Annotated in this window: 16 protein-coding genes; 7 read left to right on the top strand and 9 right to left on the bottom strand. The window is 67.0% G+C overall.

Annotation, left to right across the window (positions count from 1 at the left end):
* Positions 1–52 precede the first annotated feature (52 nt).
* Positions 53–2347 carry a CDC48 family AAA ATPase gene (locus tag ACI2JO_RS07675; protein WP_404720088.1) on the top strand — a complete coding sequence of 765 codons (2295 nt, stop codon included), beginning with the start codon at positions 53–55 and terminating at the stop codon, positions 2345–2347.
* A gap of 116 nt (positions 2348–2463) precedes the next feature.
* Here the strand turns inward: ACI2JO_RS07675 and ACI2JO_RS07670 are convergent, their stop codons facing one another.
* Positions 2464–3741 carry an MFS transporter gene (locus ACI2JO_RS07670; protein WP_404720087.1) on the bottom strand — a complete coding sequence of 426 codons (1278 nt, stop codon included), beginning with the start codon at positions 3739–3741 and terminating at the stop codon, positions 2464–2466.
* Positions 3742–3897: 156 nt separating this feature from the next.
* Here ACI2JO_RS07670 and ACI2JO_RS07665 point away from each other — a divergent pair, with 156 nt between their 5' ends.
* Positions 3898–4512 carry a class I SAM-dependent methyltransferase gene (locus ACI2JO_RS07665; protein ID WP_404720086.1) on the top strand — a complete coding sequence of 205 codons (615 nt, stop codon included), beginning with the start codon at positions 3898–3900 and terminating at the stop codon, positions 4510–4512.
* A gap of 55 nt (positions 4513–4567) precedes the next feature.
* Here ACI2JO_RS07665 and ACI2JO_RS07660 read toward each other — a convergent pair whose 3' ends face one another.
* Positions 4568–6034, bottom strand: coding sequence for a S41 family peptidase (locus tag ACI2JO_RS07660; protein ID WP_404720085.1), 1467 nt, complete (start codon positions 6032–6034; stop codon positions 4568–4570).
* Positions 6035–6141: 107 nt separating this feature from the next.
* Here ACI2JO_RS07660 and ACI2JO_RS07655 point away from each other — a divergent pair, with 107 nt between their 5' ends.
* Both ACI2JO_RS07655 and ACI2JO_RS07650 read left to right on the top strand, forming a co-directional pair.
* A complete protein-coding gene (locus ACI2JO_RS07655) occupies positions 6142–6498 on the top strand; it encodes a hypothetical protein (protein WP_404720084.1) in 357 nt (118 codons plus the stop codon).
* 140 nt (positions 6499–6638) lie between these two features.
* Positions 6639–7343, top strand: coding sequence for a glutaminyl-peptide cyclotransferase (locus ACI2JO_RS07650; RefSeq protein ID WP_404720083.1), 705 nt, complete (start codon positions 6639–6641; stop codon positions 7341–7343).
* A 122-nt stretch (positions 7344–7465) separates the two neighbouring features.
* On the opposite strand, the gene ACI2JO_RS07645 is transcribed toward ACI2JO_RS07650, so the two are convergent.
* The 5 genes from ACI2JO_RS07645 to ACI2JO_RS07625 form a co-directional block, all read right to left on the bottom strand.
* On the bottom strand, positions 7466–7600 hold the full coding sequence (locus ACI2JO_RS07645; protein WP_404720082.1) for a hypothetical protein: 135 nt from the start codon (positions 7598–7600) through the stop codon (positions 7466–7468).
* Between the two features lie 210 nt (positions 7601–7810).
* Positions 7811–9235, bottom strand: coding sequence for an ammonium transporter (locus tag ACI2JO_RS07640; protein ID WP_404720081.1), 1425 nt, complete (start codon positions 9233–9235; stop codon positions 7811–7813).
* Between the two features lie 11 nt (positions 9236–9246).
* Positions 9247–9585, bottom strand: a complete 339-nt coding sequence (locus ACI2JO_RS07635; RefSeq protein WP_028967359.1) for a P-II family nitrogen regulator — start codon at positions 9583–9585, stop codon at positions 9247–9249.
* A 132-nt stretch (positions 9586–9717) separates the two neighbouring features.
* The gene (locus ACI2JO_RS07630) at positions 9718–9918 is read right to left on the bottom strand and encodes a DUF2007 domain-containing protein (RefSeq protein ID WP_404720080.1); all 201 of its coding nucleotides are present in this window, start codon (positions 9916–9918) and stop codon (positions 9718–9720) included.
* Positions 9918–10469 (bottom strand): pyridoxamine 5'-phosphate oxidase family protein, encoded by a 552-nt coding sequence (locus ACI2JO_RS07625; RefSeq protein ID WP_404720079.1) that lies wholly within the window; start codon positions 10467–10469, stop codon positions 9918–9920. The genes ACI2JO_RS07630 and ACI2JO_RS07625 overlap by 1 nt, the downstream gene beginning before the upstream one ends.
* A 49-nt stretch (positions 10470–10518) precedes the next feature.
* On the opposite strand from ACI2JO_RS07625, the gene ACI2JO_RS07620 reads away from it, so the two are divergent.
* The gene (locus ACI2JO_RS07620) at positions 10519–10764 is read left to right on the top strand and encodes a type II toxin-antitoxin system CcdA family antitoxin (RefSeq protein WP_404720078.1); all 246 of its coding nucleotides are present in this window, start codon (positions 10519–10521) and stop codon (positions 10762–10764) included.
* A complete protein-coding gene (locus tag ACI2JO_RS07615; protein ID WP_404720077.1) occupies positions 10764–11060 on the top strand; it encodes a CcdB family protein in 297 nt (98 codons plus the stop codon). Before ACI2JO_RS07620 ends, ACI2JO_RS07615 begins: the two co-directional genes overlap by 1 nt.
* 2 nt (positions 11061–11062) lie before the next feature.
* Here the strand turns inward: ACI2JO_RS07615 and tldD are convergent, their stop codons facing one another.
* Entirely contained in the window at positions 11063–12478 is a 1416-nt protein-coding gene (gene tldD, locus ACI2JO_RS07610) for a metalloprotease TldD (protein WP_404720076.1), read from the bottom strand.
* Positions 12479–12514: 36 nt separating this feature from the next.
* Positions 12515–12751, bottom strand: a complete 237-nt coding sequence (locus ACI2JO_RS07605) for a zinc-finger domain-containing protein (protein WP_028967353.1) — start codon at positions 12749–12751, stop codon at positions 12515–12517.
* Positions 12752–12834: 83 nt separating this feature from the next.
* On the opposite strand from ACI2JO_RS07605, the gene ACI2JO_RS07600 reads away from it, so the two are divergent.
* Positions 12835–13776, top strand: coding sequence for an ABC transporter ATP-binding protein (locus ACI2JO_RS07600; protein ID WP_404720075.1), 942 nt, complete (start codon positions 12835–12837; stop codon positions 13774–13776).
* Positions 13777–13781 lie beyond the last annotated feature (5 nt).

Genomic DNA, 13781 nt, shown 5'->3' with positions numbered 1-13781 from the left:
AACCGCCGCCCTATCTCCTGCGCTCGGCCGTTGGCCGCGCGAAAGGAACGACATGGCGGATGCCGACGAAACAGTGGTGAAGTTGCAGGTCGCGAACGCGCGGCCGGAGGACAGCGGGCGCGGCGTCGCGCACCTGCCGCGCGCGGTGTTCGCGGCGTTGGGGATCACCGACGGCGATGTCGTCGAGATCATCGGCAAGAAGACCACCCCGGCGCGCGCGATCGGCCCCTATGCCGAGGACGAAGGGCTGGAACTGGTTCGTATCGACGGGCTTCAGCGCGCCAATGCGGGGGTCGGTTCGGGTGACTTCGTCGAGGTACGGCGAGTCGAGTCGAAGGCGGCGACGCGGGTCGTGTTCGCCCCGGCGCAGCAGAACCTCCGGCTGCAGGGATCGACCAATGCGCTGAAACGCACGTTTTTCGGGCGGCCGTTGTGCGCGGGCGACATCGTCGCGACCGCCGGGCACCAGCGGGTCCAGAACATGCCGCCGGGCATGGAGCGTTACGTCAACGCACCGGCCTATGCATTGCAAGAAATCCGGCTGCTGGTCGTGTCGGCGAGCCCCAAGGGCGTCGTCCATATCGACGAGAGCACCGAGATAGAGCTGCGCCCCGAATATGAGGAGCCGCAGGCCGCGCGGCGCGCCGATGTCACCTATGACGATATCGGCGGCATGGGGCAGACGATCGACCAGCTCCGCGAGATGGTCGAGCTGCCCTTGCGCTATCCCGAACTCTTCCAGCGGCTCGGCGTCGATCCGCCCAAGGGCGTTTTGCTTCATGGGCCGCCCGGCACCGGCAAGACGCGGCTGGCGCGCGCGGTGGCCAACGAGTCGGACGCGCAATTCTTCCTCATTAACGGGCCCGAGATCATGGGCTCGGCCTATGGCGAATCCGAGCAACGGCTGCGGCAGGTGTTCGAGGAAGCCAGCAAGGCCGCGCCGTCGATCGTGTTCATCGACGAGATCGACTCGATCGCGCCCAAACGCGGACAGGTGTCCGGCGAGGCGGAAAAGCGGCTCGTCGCACAATTGCTGACGTTGATGGACGGGCTGGAGGCGCGCGCCAATCTGGTGGTGATCGCGGCGACCAATCGCCCGGAGGCGATCGACGAAGCGCTGCGCCGGCCGGGCCGCTTCGACCGCGAAATAATCGTCGGCGTCCCCGACGAGCGCGGGCGGCGTGAGATCCTCGGCATCCACACCCGCGGGATGCCGCTGGGCGAGGGTGTCGACCTCGACCAGCTGGCGCGGCAGACGTTCGGCTTCGTCGGTGCGGATGTTGCCGCCCTGACGCGCGAGGCGGCGATCGAGGCGGTGCGGCGGATCATGCCGCGACTCAACCTCGAGGATCGCACGATCCCTGCCGAGGTTCTCGACATGCTCGCGGTGACGCGCGAGGATTTCACCGAGGCGCTCAAGCGCGTCCAGCCGAGCGCGATGCGCGAGGTGATGGTGCAGGCGCCAACCGTCAAATGGTCCGATGTCGGTGGCCTCGACGATGCGCAGATGCGGCTCAAGGAAGGCGTCGAACTGCCGCTCAAGGACCCCGACGCCTTCCGCCGGCTGGGAATTCGTCCGGCCAAGGGCTTCCTGCTCTATGGTCCGCCGGGGACGGGCAAGACCCTGCTCGCCAAGGCGGTGGCGCGTGAGGCGCAGGCGAACTTCATCGCCACCAAGTCGAGCGACCTGCTCAGCAAATGGTACGGCGAGAGCGAGCAGCAGATCACCCGGCTGTTCCAGCGCGCGCGGCAGGTCGCGCCGACGGTGATCTTCATCGACGAACTCGACTCGCTGGTGCCGGCGCGCGGCGGCGGGCTCGGCGAGCCGCAGGTGACCGAGCGCGTGGTCAACACGATCCTCGCCGAGATGGACGGGCTGGAGGAACTCCAGTCGGTGGTGGTGATCGGCGCGACCAACCGGCCGAACCTGATCGACCCGGCGCTGCTGCGGCCGGGGCGGTTCGACGAACTGGTCTATGTCGGTGTGCCCAATGCCGCGGGGCGGCGGCGGATCCTCGACATCCAGACGCAGAAGATGCCGCTGGCGCCCGATGTCGATCTCGACGCGGTGGCGGCGCGGACCGAACGCTTCACCGGCGCCGATCTGGAGGATGTCGTACGACGCGCCGGCCTGATCGCGCTGCGCGAGTCGCTCGACACGCGCGAGGTGCGGCGGGCGCATTTCGAGCGCGCGCTGGAGGAGAGCCGTGCGAGCGTGACCCCGGAGGTGGAGCGCGAATATGAGCAGATGGCGGCGCGGCTGAAGCAGGAGGCGAATGCGATCCAGCCGATCGGCTTCATCTCACCCGGGCAGCTTACCGCGCGGCCGGGCGGCAAGGAGGTTTAATTACCCTGATCGTCGCCCCGGACGTGATCCGGGGCCGCGCTTCCGCTCGACAGACCTAAGAAGCGCCATCCCGGATCGCGTCCGGGATGGCGCCGACGAGAGGTGAGCGGTTCGACCTATTCCCGAAGCGCCCGCCACCCGAGCGGCAGCATCACCACGCAGGCGATTGCGGCGGCATCATACGGCAGCGCATGGCCGATGCCGTACAGCGCGACCCCGATCGACGGCCCCAGCACGAAGCTGGCGCCGCTGATGCTCGTCACCTTGCCCGCGACCGATGCCTGCAACGATGCATCGACCGCCAGGCTCGATCCCGCGGTGAACCCCGGCCGCACGAACCCGAAGCCGAGGCTGGCGAGCGCATAGCCGCTCGCGATCGCGGGCAGGGTGGTGGCATGACCCGTCGCCCAGCAGCCGGCGGCGGCGAGCGCGAGCCCGACGAGCACCAGCGCGCGCGGGCGCAGGTCGAGCAGCGGGATCATTCCCCATTGCGCGAGCAGCGACGCGCCCGCGCCGGTCATCAGCACCAGCCCGGTCGCACCCAGCGCGTCGACCGGCGACACGCCGAGCCGGTCGATCACGAGAAAGCCGATCACCTGCCCGGTCATTGCCTGCGCATGGCCCATTACCAGCCCGACGAACAGCCACCAGCGGATGCGCGGGTCGAGCGCACCGATCCGCCCTCCGCCCTCCGGCGCGACCGCCGCGGTGACGCTTGCCCCCGAAGACTGCCCGCCGATCGAGGGGTAGGCAGTCGCAGCACCGTGGCTCACATCGTCCAGCCGGTCGTCGGGCAGCCGCCGCCATACCGCGACCAGCATTGCGACGCCGAACAAGGCGAACGCGAACGCCGGCCCCGCCAGTCCGATGGCGACCGGGCCGATGTGACCGAGGATCAGATAGGGGGCGAGCGCCGGACCAAGGATCGTTCCCAGTCCGAAGGCGGAGGCCAGCAGGGTCAGCGCGCGGGTGCGCTCCTCGCGGGTCGTGCTGCCCGCCACCAGCGCCTGCACCGCCGGCGGGGCGGCGGCGCCGGTTGCGCCATAGATCACGCGGCCAACGATGAAGAGCAGGAAGGCCGCCGTCCCGCCGACCCAACCGTTGATCCCGGCGGTGAGAAAGACGCCGCATAGCACCAGGCTGGTCGCATAGCCGCCGAGCCCGAGCAGAATCATCGCGCGCCGTCCGTGGCGGTGCGAGCGATGCGCCCAGAACGGTGCCGCGAGAACCCAGAACAGCGCCGAGATCGAGAAGGCCAGCGCCACCTCCGCATCGCGCACGCCCAGCGAGCGGCCGAGCGCGGGCAGCACCGACTGAAGCGCGGTGTTGCCCGCGGCGATCGTCAGCATCACCATGAACATTAACGCGAATGTCGTGTCCCGCGCCTGCTTCACCGCCATCTGCTCCCGACCCGTCCCGTGCCAATGTCGATTAGGCGCTTGGGGGCCGCGCGCAACCCGGCTATGGCAACCGCTTCGTCCGCAGGACGTTCGTCATGCCGATGACGTGCAAAAGGTCATCATACTAGGTTCGGGAGCCGTTTTTTCCACATGACCAGTTCCACCGACGCCGTGCGGCGCGACCGCAGCAAAGCCGCCGGCGTGCCCGGACCGTGGCAGATGTTCTTCACCGGGTTCCTGAAGCATCCGGTGATGGTCGGCTCGATCATCCCGTCGTCGGATCGGCTGATCGCCAAGATGCTGGGCCCGGTCGACTGGGCCAATTGCAAGCTGTTCGTCGAATACGGCCCCGGTGTCGGCACTTTCTGCCGGCCGATCCTGGAGCGGATGGCGCCCGACGCGATGTTGATCGCGATCGACACCAATGCGGACTTCATTCGCTACCTCGACCACACGATCACCGACTCCCGCTTCGTGGCCGTCCACGGCTCGGCGGCGGACGTTGAGCGGATCGTCGCCGAGCACGGGCATGAGGCGGCCGATTACGTGCTGTCGGGCCTGCCGTTCTCGACATTGCCGGACGGCGTCGGGCCGGCGATCGCCGCCGCGACGCAGCGCGTGCTCCGCATTGGCGGCGCGTTCCTCGTCTATCAGTTCAGCCCCAAGGTCCGCGACTTCATCGCGCCGCATTTCCACCGCATCGACCATGACATGGAATGGTGGAACGTGCCGCCGGCGCAGCTTTATTGGGGCTGGAAGGACTAGGGGTCGACGTCACCCGGACGTGAGCCCGGTTCACGTCCGCGCCGGATCCGGCAACTCAATACAGCCCCGGCGTCTCGCGTTGTGCGATCGTCGGTTTGGTGGCCAGCAGCGGGCGTTGCGCTGGCGTGAGCAATCCGGTGCTGCGCGCCGCCGAGGCGCTGGCGCCGATCGAGGTGCACCCGCGCCCCGCCAGCCAGTCCAGCGCGGTGCGCACCGACGTCTCGTTCGTATCGCCGAGCTGGTGCGTATAATCGTCGCCGGCCTGGCAGCTCGCCTCGACCTTGGTGGCCAGACCGTTGTAGTAATCCCCCTGCCGTGCCGCATTCTGGAGCGCGAAGGCGATGACCCGCAGGCGGTCGTTGCTGCACGACGGATTGTCCACCGCGATCTGCCCGACCGGCTTGCCATAGGTATTGCCGCCGACCAGCGCGAGATTGCCGTGCAGGTACGGGATCAGCGCATTGATGACATATTCGCTGGCGGAGGCGGTCTGGTCGGTACCGATGAACGCGATTCGTGTCGGCGCGATCGCGTTCATTTCACGCGCGAAGCGTCGAACCTCGTTTCGTTCCGACTTGGAGACACGGAAGGTCTGGTAAGCCTGCACGTCGCTGGTCGAGCGGTCGGCGCCGAGCAGATCGGTGAACGTCTCGGCGGTGGAGAGAAGCCCGCCGCCATTGTAGCGCAGGTCGACGATCACCTGCGTCACCCCCTGCGCCTTGAAAGCACCGAAAGCGCTGCGCAGCTGACCGTCGGCGGTTTCGATGAAGGTGCGCAGGTTGACGTAGCCGACCTTGCGTCCGTTATCGTCGATCACCTTGGTCCCGTAGCGTGACGACAGCGGCGACAGCGTGTAATTGTCGCTGGTCACCGAAACCTCGCGGGTGCCCTTTTCGTCGACGATGCGGAAAACGTGCACCGTTCCGGGGTCCGCCGCGTAGAACGCTTCGTCCAGTGCATCATAGTCGCGGCTGGCGAGCAGGTCGCTGATGGCGCGGATCGTCGCGGAGGTGGTGCCGACGCCGACGATCTGCGCGCCGCGGTCGATCCCGGCCTTCAAAGCCGGCGCATCCTCATAGGCCTCGGTCACGAAGACGCGGTTGCTGGCATCCCAGGCGAGCCGGACGCCGATCCCGGCGGTCGCGCCCGAGCTATAGTAAGCGCTCTCCTGATTGTAGGAGGTAAGATAGGTGAAATAGCGATCCTTGCGCTGCGCCCGCGCGGTTGCGGTCAGTGCGTCGAGGAAGCTGTCGACATCAGAATAGCCGGATGGGTCGATGCTGGTCGGCAGCGTATCCGGGAACAGATACCATTCCTTCATCGCGGCAAGCACCCAATCCTGCCGGGCGCGCAAGGCGCAGCCGGTCGCGGCGGTCGACCCCGTACCGCTTCCGCTGGCAGCGCCGCCGCTGCTGTTGGCGCCGGCGGTGCTGGCGGGGCGGCCGGCATTGCCGTCCTTGTCGCCGCACGACGCCAGCATCGCCACTGCCGCCACCAGCCCGATCGACCGACGTCCACGCATCACCACTTCCCCCGATTCGTTGGTTGCACCTACATAGGATAGAAAGTGCAACCCGGCGCCGGGAAAAATGTTAAACCAACGCAACGTTCGTCTTCGAGGGGCCTGTCATGATTCGCCATGCCGTGATCGCCGCCACCCTGCCGCTGGCACTTGCCGCCTGCGGCGCGAAGTCGGAGGGAGATAATGCCGCGACGGCCAGCGCCGCCAACAACAGTAGCGGGAATTACCTCGCCCAGATCAATCAATTGAATGAAAAGGAGCGCAATGGCGTGCTGTTCCGTGCGATCAGCGATGCGGGACGCGCCTGCCAGGGCGTGACGCGATCGGCCGCCGGGCCGGTGTTGCAGGGCAACCCGAGCTGGATCGCGACGTGCGATGATGGGACGCCGTGGGTGGTTTCGATCAACGACAAGGGCATCGCCACCGTGAACGCGGTGCAGGGCGCGGCGCCCAAGGCGGGCTGACGCGGTCGCGCGGCGCAACGCGATTGCCCCGCGTCGCGCGGCATCGTACCGTTGGGCGCATGTCGCGCTGGCTGCTCCTTCCGCTTCTCGCTCTTGCCGGCCCGGCCGGGGCGGTTCCGCCACAAGCCGCGTCCGCCGTCATGGCGCGCCAGCCTGTGCTGGTCGTGCCGGTCATCGTCCGCCGGACACCGCACGATCCCGCCGCCTTTACCGAAGGGCTGGTGTGGCACGGCGGGGCATTGGTCGAGAGCGTCGGGCTGGAAGGACGCTCCGACGTGCGGCGGGTCGACGTCGCGACCGGGAAGGTCGTGCTGCGACGGACGATCCCCGCGGCGCAGTTCGGCGAAGGGCTCGCCGTGTGGAAAGGCGAGGCGATCAGCCTGACGTGGCATGACGGCGTTGCGCACCGCTGGACCGCCGCGACGCTGAAGCCGCTGGGAACGATGCGCTATACCGGCGAAGGCTGGGGGCTGACGTCCGATGCGACGTCGTTGATCCGCTCCGATGGCAGCGCGACGCTGACCTTTCACGATCCGGCGACGATGAAGGTGCGGCGCAAGCTGACCGTCACGTTCGCGGGGCGGGCGCTCGACCAGATCAACGAACTGGAGATGGTCGACGGGCAGATTCTCGCCAATGTCTGGCACCAGCCGTTCATCGTTTCGATCGATCCGCGCAGCGGTGTCGTCACGCGCGTGATCGATCTGCGCGCGATCGTCGCCGAGGTCGGCGCGCGCGATCCTGAGGCGGTGGCGAACGGTATTGCCTGGGACGCCAAGGCGCGGCGGCTGTTCGTCACGGGCAAGCGCTGGCCCACGATGTTCGAGATCCGGCTGCCGAACTAACGTTTCCGCCGAAATTTCAACTTAACGTCGCCCCGGACTCGATCCGGGGCCCCGCTTCTTCTGCGGGGGACGTCAAAAAGCGGGACCCCGGATCAAGTCCGGGGTGACGAGGCCTGCTTTGGTCACCGTATCAGCAGCTCGCCGACATAGACCAATGCGTCTGCGGCAAGCTGTGCGCCAAGTACCGCGGCGGTGAACATCGCTGCGAGCCCGGCGGCGACCATGCCGTGATGGCCGGCGTTCCTGATCCTCAACATGACCCATCCTCTCCTTCTGGGAGCCGGGGTCTCGTTCGTACGGGATCGCCCGACGCCGATTACTAATATAGCGCCTTCAGCACCCCGTGTCATCTTGCAGCGCAGCACGCAAAAAAGGGCCCGGTCGCGTTGCCGCGCCGGGCCTTGAGGTGTTGTCCGCAGGAGGAACATCGGTGGCGGAGCGGCGACCATCGCCGCCCCGCGAACTCGTCAATAATTGTAGGCGCGTTCGCCATGCTCGTTGATGTCGAGACCCTCGACCTCGACTTCGAGCGAGGGGCGCAAGCCCATCGTCGCCTTGATGCCGTAGAACAGCACCGCCGAGACCCCGCCCGACAGCACCAGCGTCAGCACCACCGCCTTGATCTGCGTGAAGACCTGCGCGGCCATGTCATACTGGCCGGCGACCGACGGGAACTTGGTGTAGTCGATGAAGCCCTGACCGCCGAGCGACGGGTCGGCGACGATCCCGGTCGCGATCGCGCCGATAATCCCGCCGACGCAGTGTACGCCAAACACGTCGAGCGTGTCGTCATAGCCGAGCTTGTTCTTCACCGTGGTGACGAAGAAGAAGCACACCGCGCTGGCGACGAAGCCGAGGATGATCGAGGTCATCGGCGCGGCGAAGCCCGCGGCCGGGGTGATCGCGACGAGGCCGGCGACCGCCCCCGACACGCCGCCCAGCAGCGACGGCTTCTTGTGGACGATCTGCTCGATCACCGCCCAGGCGACCGCCGCGGCGGCGGTGGCGACGAAGGTGTTGACGAACGCGAGCGCCGCACCGCCATTGGCTTCGAGATTGGAGCCGGCGTTGAACCCGAACCAGCCGACCCACAGCAGCGAGGCGCCGATCATCGTCATCGTCAGCGAGTGCGGCGGCATCGGCTCCGACTTGTAGCCGTGGCGCTTGCCGATGATGAGGCAGCCGACGAGGCCGGCGATGCCCGCGTTGATGTGCACCACGGTGCCGCCCGCGAAGTCGAGCGCGCCCCAGCCGTACAGCAGCCCGGCGTCGGTCGGTGCGTCGGCCAGGAAGTCCGGGCCCGCCCAGTACCAGACCATGTGCGCCATCGGGAAATAGACGATCGTCAGCCACAGCACGACGAACACCAGCAGCGGGGTGAACTTCACCCGTTCCGCAAACGCGCCGACGATCAGCGCGGGCGTGATGCACGCGAAGGTCATCTGGAAGGCGATGAACGCATATTCGGGCACGTAGACGTTGTTTGAGAAGGTGGCCGCGACCGAGGTCGGCCCGACCCCCGCGAGGAACGCCTTCGACAGCCCGCCGACGAACGCGTTACCGCCGGTAAAGGCCATGCTGTAGCCCCAGCACACCCAGACGAGGCTGGCGACCGAGACGATCATGAACACCTGCATCAGCACGCTGAGCATGTTCTTGGTGCGCACCAACCCGCCGTAGAACAGCGCGAGGCCGGGGATCGACATCATCAGCACCAGCGCGGCGGAGATCAGCAGCCAGGACGTATCGCCCTTGTTGATCATCGCGACGGCGGCCTCGGCGGCGGGTGCACGCACCGGCCCGGCGGCGCCTTGTGCCAGCGCCGGTACGGCGGTCAGCAGCGTGGCGGCCAGCGCCCCCGCGCCGCCCGCGATCTTTCTGGAAAGCGTCATCGGTCCCCCCATCACAATGCCGTATCGTCGGTTTCGCCGGTGCGGATCCGCACCGCCTGTCCGACATCGAGCACGAAGATCTTGCCGTCGCCGATCGCACCGGTGTTGGCGGCGGCCTGGATCGCCTCGACCACGCGGTCGGCGATGTCGCTGGCGCACACGACCTCGATCTTGATCTTGGGCACCATGTTGGTGCTGTATTCGGCGCCGCGGTAGATTTCGGTCTGGCCCTTCTGGCGACCGAACCCCTTCACCTCCGACACCGTCATCCCGGCCACGCCGACGGTGGTGAGCGCTTCGCGCACCTCGTCGAGCTTGAACGGTTTGATGATGGCTATGACCAGCTTCATCACGCCCCCTTTGCGTTTGTCCCGCAAAAGAGCCTAGCAAGGGGCGTGCCAGTTGGCCGCAGAGGGGGCGAACGTATCGGCGGGAGTAAAAGATCGTTAATAATTGTGCAGCGCGTCACCGCTGCCCAAAAATCAGGCAGGATCGACGATCGCCTGCGCGGCGGACAAATCGTCCTCGTCGACCATGACCCGCACCGGGATCAGCAGCCAGCTTCCGTCGGCGATGCTCGCACCGCCATCGAAGGCGAGCGCGGGGATGCCATCCGATTCAAGCCGCGCGACGAGAATGTTGGCGAGGTTGCGGTCATACCGGCCGAGTTCAACAAGCGCCATCAGGCGGGGACGCGCGTCGGGCTGCGGACCGGCAGGCCGTCGATGCTGTGGGTGCGGACCGCATATTTGCCGAAGCGCGTCGCATCGTCGGTGCTCGCGTGATATTTGTTGAGCGTGTCGCGCTCACGCTCGAACGCCATGTACGGCACGCCCCAGCCGCACGACGTCTGAACCTCGTCGACCGCGATCACGAAGATCTGCCGCGTACCGGGCAACAGCGTGAAATGCGCCGCCAACGCCTGCCACTCGTCATCCTGCGGCAGCACCGGGCGACCGTGGCCGTAGATGCGGAAGATCAGCGCAGGATTGTCGAAGGCGCAGAACATGATCGTGATCCGCCCGTCGGCGAGCAGATGCGCATTGGTCTCGTTCCCCGATCCCGCGACATCGAGATAGGCGACGGTGGTGTCGTCGAGGATGCGAAAGCTGTCCATGCCCTTGGGGCTGAGGTTGACGCGCGCGTTCGGCGCGGCGGTGGCCACGAAGAACACCGGCTGCTTCGCGACGAACGCGCGATGTTCGGGGGTAAGTGCCGGGAAGAACTTGGCCATCGCTCGACTCCGCGTTGACGCGCATGGATGGTGCGCATAGCTTGTGAGCATGAAGCACGATCCGATCGCGTCCGGCAAGCGGAAGTCTGTCAATCTGTCGCTCGACACGGGCGTTGTGGCGGCGGCCCGTGAGGCAGGGATCAATCTGTCGCAGGTAAGCGAAGCAGCGTTGCGAAAGGCGGCAAAGGAAGAGCGGGATCGTCGCTGGCGCGAAGAGAATCGCGAATGGGCCGAATCCGTTAATCGCTGGGTCGAGGAAAACGGCTTGCCGCTGGAACGCTACCGGCTGTTTTGATGGCACAATTTGACGTGTATCGGTCGAGCAACGGCGGCCTGCTGCTCGATTGTCAGTCGGAGGTACTCGCATATCTGGCGACGCGGATGGCGGTGCCTCTGCTCCCCGTAGCGGATGCCCCGGAACTGCGGTTACGCTTGAACCCTGTGTTTGAGATCGAAGGCGAACGCTACGCAATGATCACGCAATTCGCCGCCGCCGTGCGGGTCAGCGAATTGCGAAAGCTGGTGATCACCTTGCGGGATTATCGCTTCGACATCATCGGCGCGTTCGACATGGCGCTGACGGGTGTCTGAGGTTAGGCCGTCCCGCCCACCGTTAGCCCGTCGATCAGCAGCGATGGCTGTCCGACGCCCGCCGGCACGCTCTGCCCGCCCTTGCCGCACACGCCGATCCCTTCGTCGAGCGCGAAGTCATGGCCGACGCCCAGTACCTTGGTCAGCACGCTCGGCCCGTCGCCGATCAGCGTCGCGCCTTTGATCGGCGCGCCGAGCTTGCCGTCCTCGATCCGGTAGGCCTCGGTGCACGAGAAGGTGAACTTGCCCGAGACGATATCGACCTGCCCGCCACCGAACGACTTGGCGAAAATACCCTTCTTCACGCGCGACAGCAGCTCGGCGGGATCGTCGCGGCCCGCCTTCATGAAGGTGTTGGTCATTCGCGGCATCGGCGCGTGCGCGAAACTCTCCCGCCGCCCGTTGCCGGTCGGCGCAACCCCCATCAGCCGCGCGTTGAGCCGGTCCTGCATATAGCCCTTGAGGATGCCGTCCTCGATCAGGATCGTCTCCGACGTCGGCGTCCCCTCGTCGTCGATCGTCAGCGAGCCGCGCCGGTCGGCGAGGCTGCCGTCGTCGACGATCGTCACGCCCGGCGCGGCGACGCGCTCGCCGATCCGGCCCGAGAAGGCCGACGTTCCCTTGCGGTTGAAGTCACCCTCCAGCCCGTGCCCGATCGCCTCATGGAGCAGGACGCCCGGCCAGCCATTGCCGAGCAGCACCGTCATCTCTCCCGCGGGCGCATCGACCGCGTCGAGATTGACCAGCGCCTGCGCCAGCGCCTCGTCGATCGCGCGGTTCCACATGTCGGGCATCATCACACGGTCGTAGAGATAGCGTCCGCCTACCCCGAACGACCCGGTTTCGCGCCGCCCATTCGCCTCGGCGACGATCGAGACGTTGAGCCGCACCAGCGGACGGACGTCGGTAGCGACGAAGCCGTCGGCACGGACGATCTCGACCACGCTCCACGTCCCTGACAGTCCGACCGACACCTGCGCGACGCGCGGATCGCGCGCGCGCGCGGCGGCGTCGATCGTCTGGCACAGGTTCACCTTGTCGGCGAACGGCACCAGATCGAGCGGGTCGGCATCGGTATAGAGCCGGCTGTTGGTGCGCGCGGGCGCGGCCGCCTTCGTCGCGGTCGACGGATCGATCAGCGCCATCGTCTCGCCCGCGCGACGGATCGCGGCCTCGCTCAGCTCGTTGGCGTGCGCGAAGGCGGTCATCTCGCCCGACACGGCGCGCAGGCCGAAGCCGGCGGTGGTGTCGTAGCTGGCGGTCTTCAGCCGCCCGTCGTCGAACCCGAACGCCTCGGCCTTGCGATATTGCAGGAACAGCTCGCCGTCATCGGCGCGCGCCAGCACATCGGCGGTGACGCGCTGCGCGGTCGCGGGGTCGAGCGTGTCGCGGTACAGGAAGGAGCGGGGATCGGTCATGTCGCCCAAGATAGGCGCACCGTGCCCCGGACGCCACTATTGCGGGCTGGCGCCCTCGGAAATGTCGGGGAGCTTGCTGTGGTCGACGCCATCCGCCGGACCGCCGATCAGCACGAAGCGCCGGTCGCAATAGCCGCAGTCGACATAGCCATGCTCGTCGATCTGCAACCACACGCGCGGATGGCCGAGCGCCGCGCCGCCCGGAATGTCGGTCGCGCCATCGCAGGCGACGCGGGCGGAGGAGGTGCGGACGAGTTCGGACGGCGGGCGCATGGGCAGGCGATTAGCAAGGCGGGGGCGGCGAAACAATCCTCACGTTATTGGCTTCCGCGCCTCGTGCGCCTATCGCGAGCCGCATGACCGAAGCAGCGATCTCGATCCGCGACCTGTGCAAGACCTACGCCGGGATAAAAGGCGGCGCGCCCAAGCGCGCGCTGGACGGCGTGACGTTCGACGTGCCGCGCGGCAGCATCTTCGGGCTGCTCGGGCCGAACGGCGCGGGCAAGTCGACGCTGATCAACATCCTTGCCGGGCTGGTCAACAAGACCAGCGGCGCGGCGACGATCTGGGGCTTCGACATCGACGAACACCCGCGCAACGCCAAGGCGTCGATCGGGATCGTCAATCAGGAAATCCTGTTCGATCCGTTCTTCACGCCCGTCGAGACGCTGGAGATCCAGGCCGGGCTGTACGGCGTGCCCAAGAAGGAGCGCCGCTCGATGGAGCTGCTGCGCGCGGTGCATCTGGAGGACAAGGCCAACGCCTATGCCCGCACGCTGTCGGGCGGCATGAAGCGCCGGCTGATGGTTGCGAAGGCGATGGTGCATACGCCGCCGGTGCTGGTGCTCGACGAACCGACCGCCGGCGTGGACATCGAGCTGCGCCAGCAATTGTGGACCTATGTCCGCAGCCTCAACGACGCCGGGGTGACGGTGGTGCTGACCACGCATTATCTCGAAGAGGCCGAGGAACTCTGCGACCGGATCGCGATCATCAATCACGGCCGCGTGATCGCCAACTCGCCGACCGCCGAGCTGCTGGGGAAGGCCCAGGAGAAGATCGTCGCGGTGACGGTCGACCGAGACGTTTCGGCGCTGCCCGACAATGAATGTTTCGGGAAGGTCGCGCTCAAGGGCACGCGGACGCTCGAAGTCACCTATGCCAAGGACCGCGTCAACGCGGGCGAGGTGCTGGGGGCGATCCAGCGCGACGGCTATGGGATCGTCGACGTTAGCACCAAGGAAGCCGATCTGGAGGACGTGTTCCTCAACCTGACCCGCGCCGCCAACGCCGCGTGACCTAC

This window comes from Sphingomonas sp. NPDC079357, assembly GCF_044901155.1.
Taxonomy (GTDB): Bacteria; Pseudomonadota; Alphaproteobacteria; order Sphingomonadales; family Sphingomonadaceae; genus Sphingomonas.
Note: the sequence above shows the minus strand (reverse complement) of the source record. Positions and strands in the feature narration are given on the sequence as shown.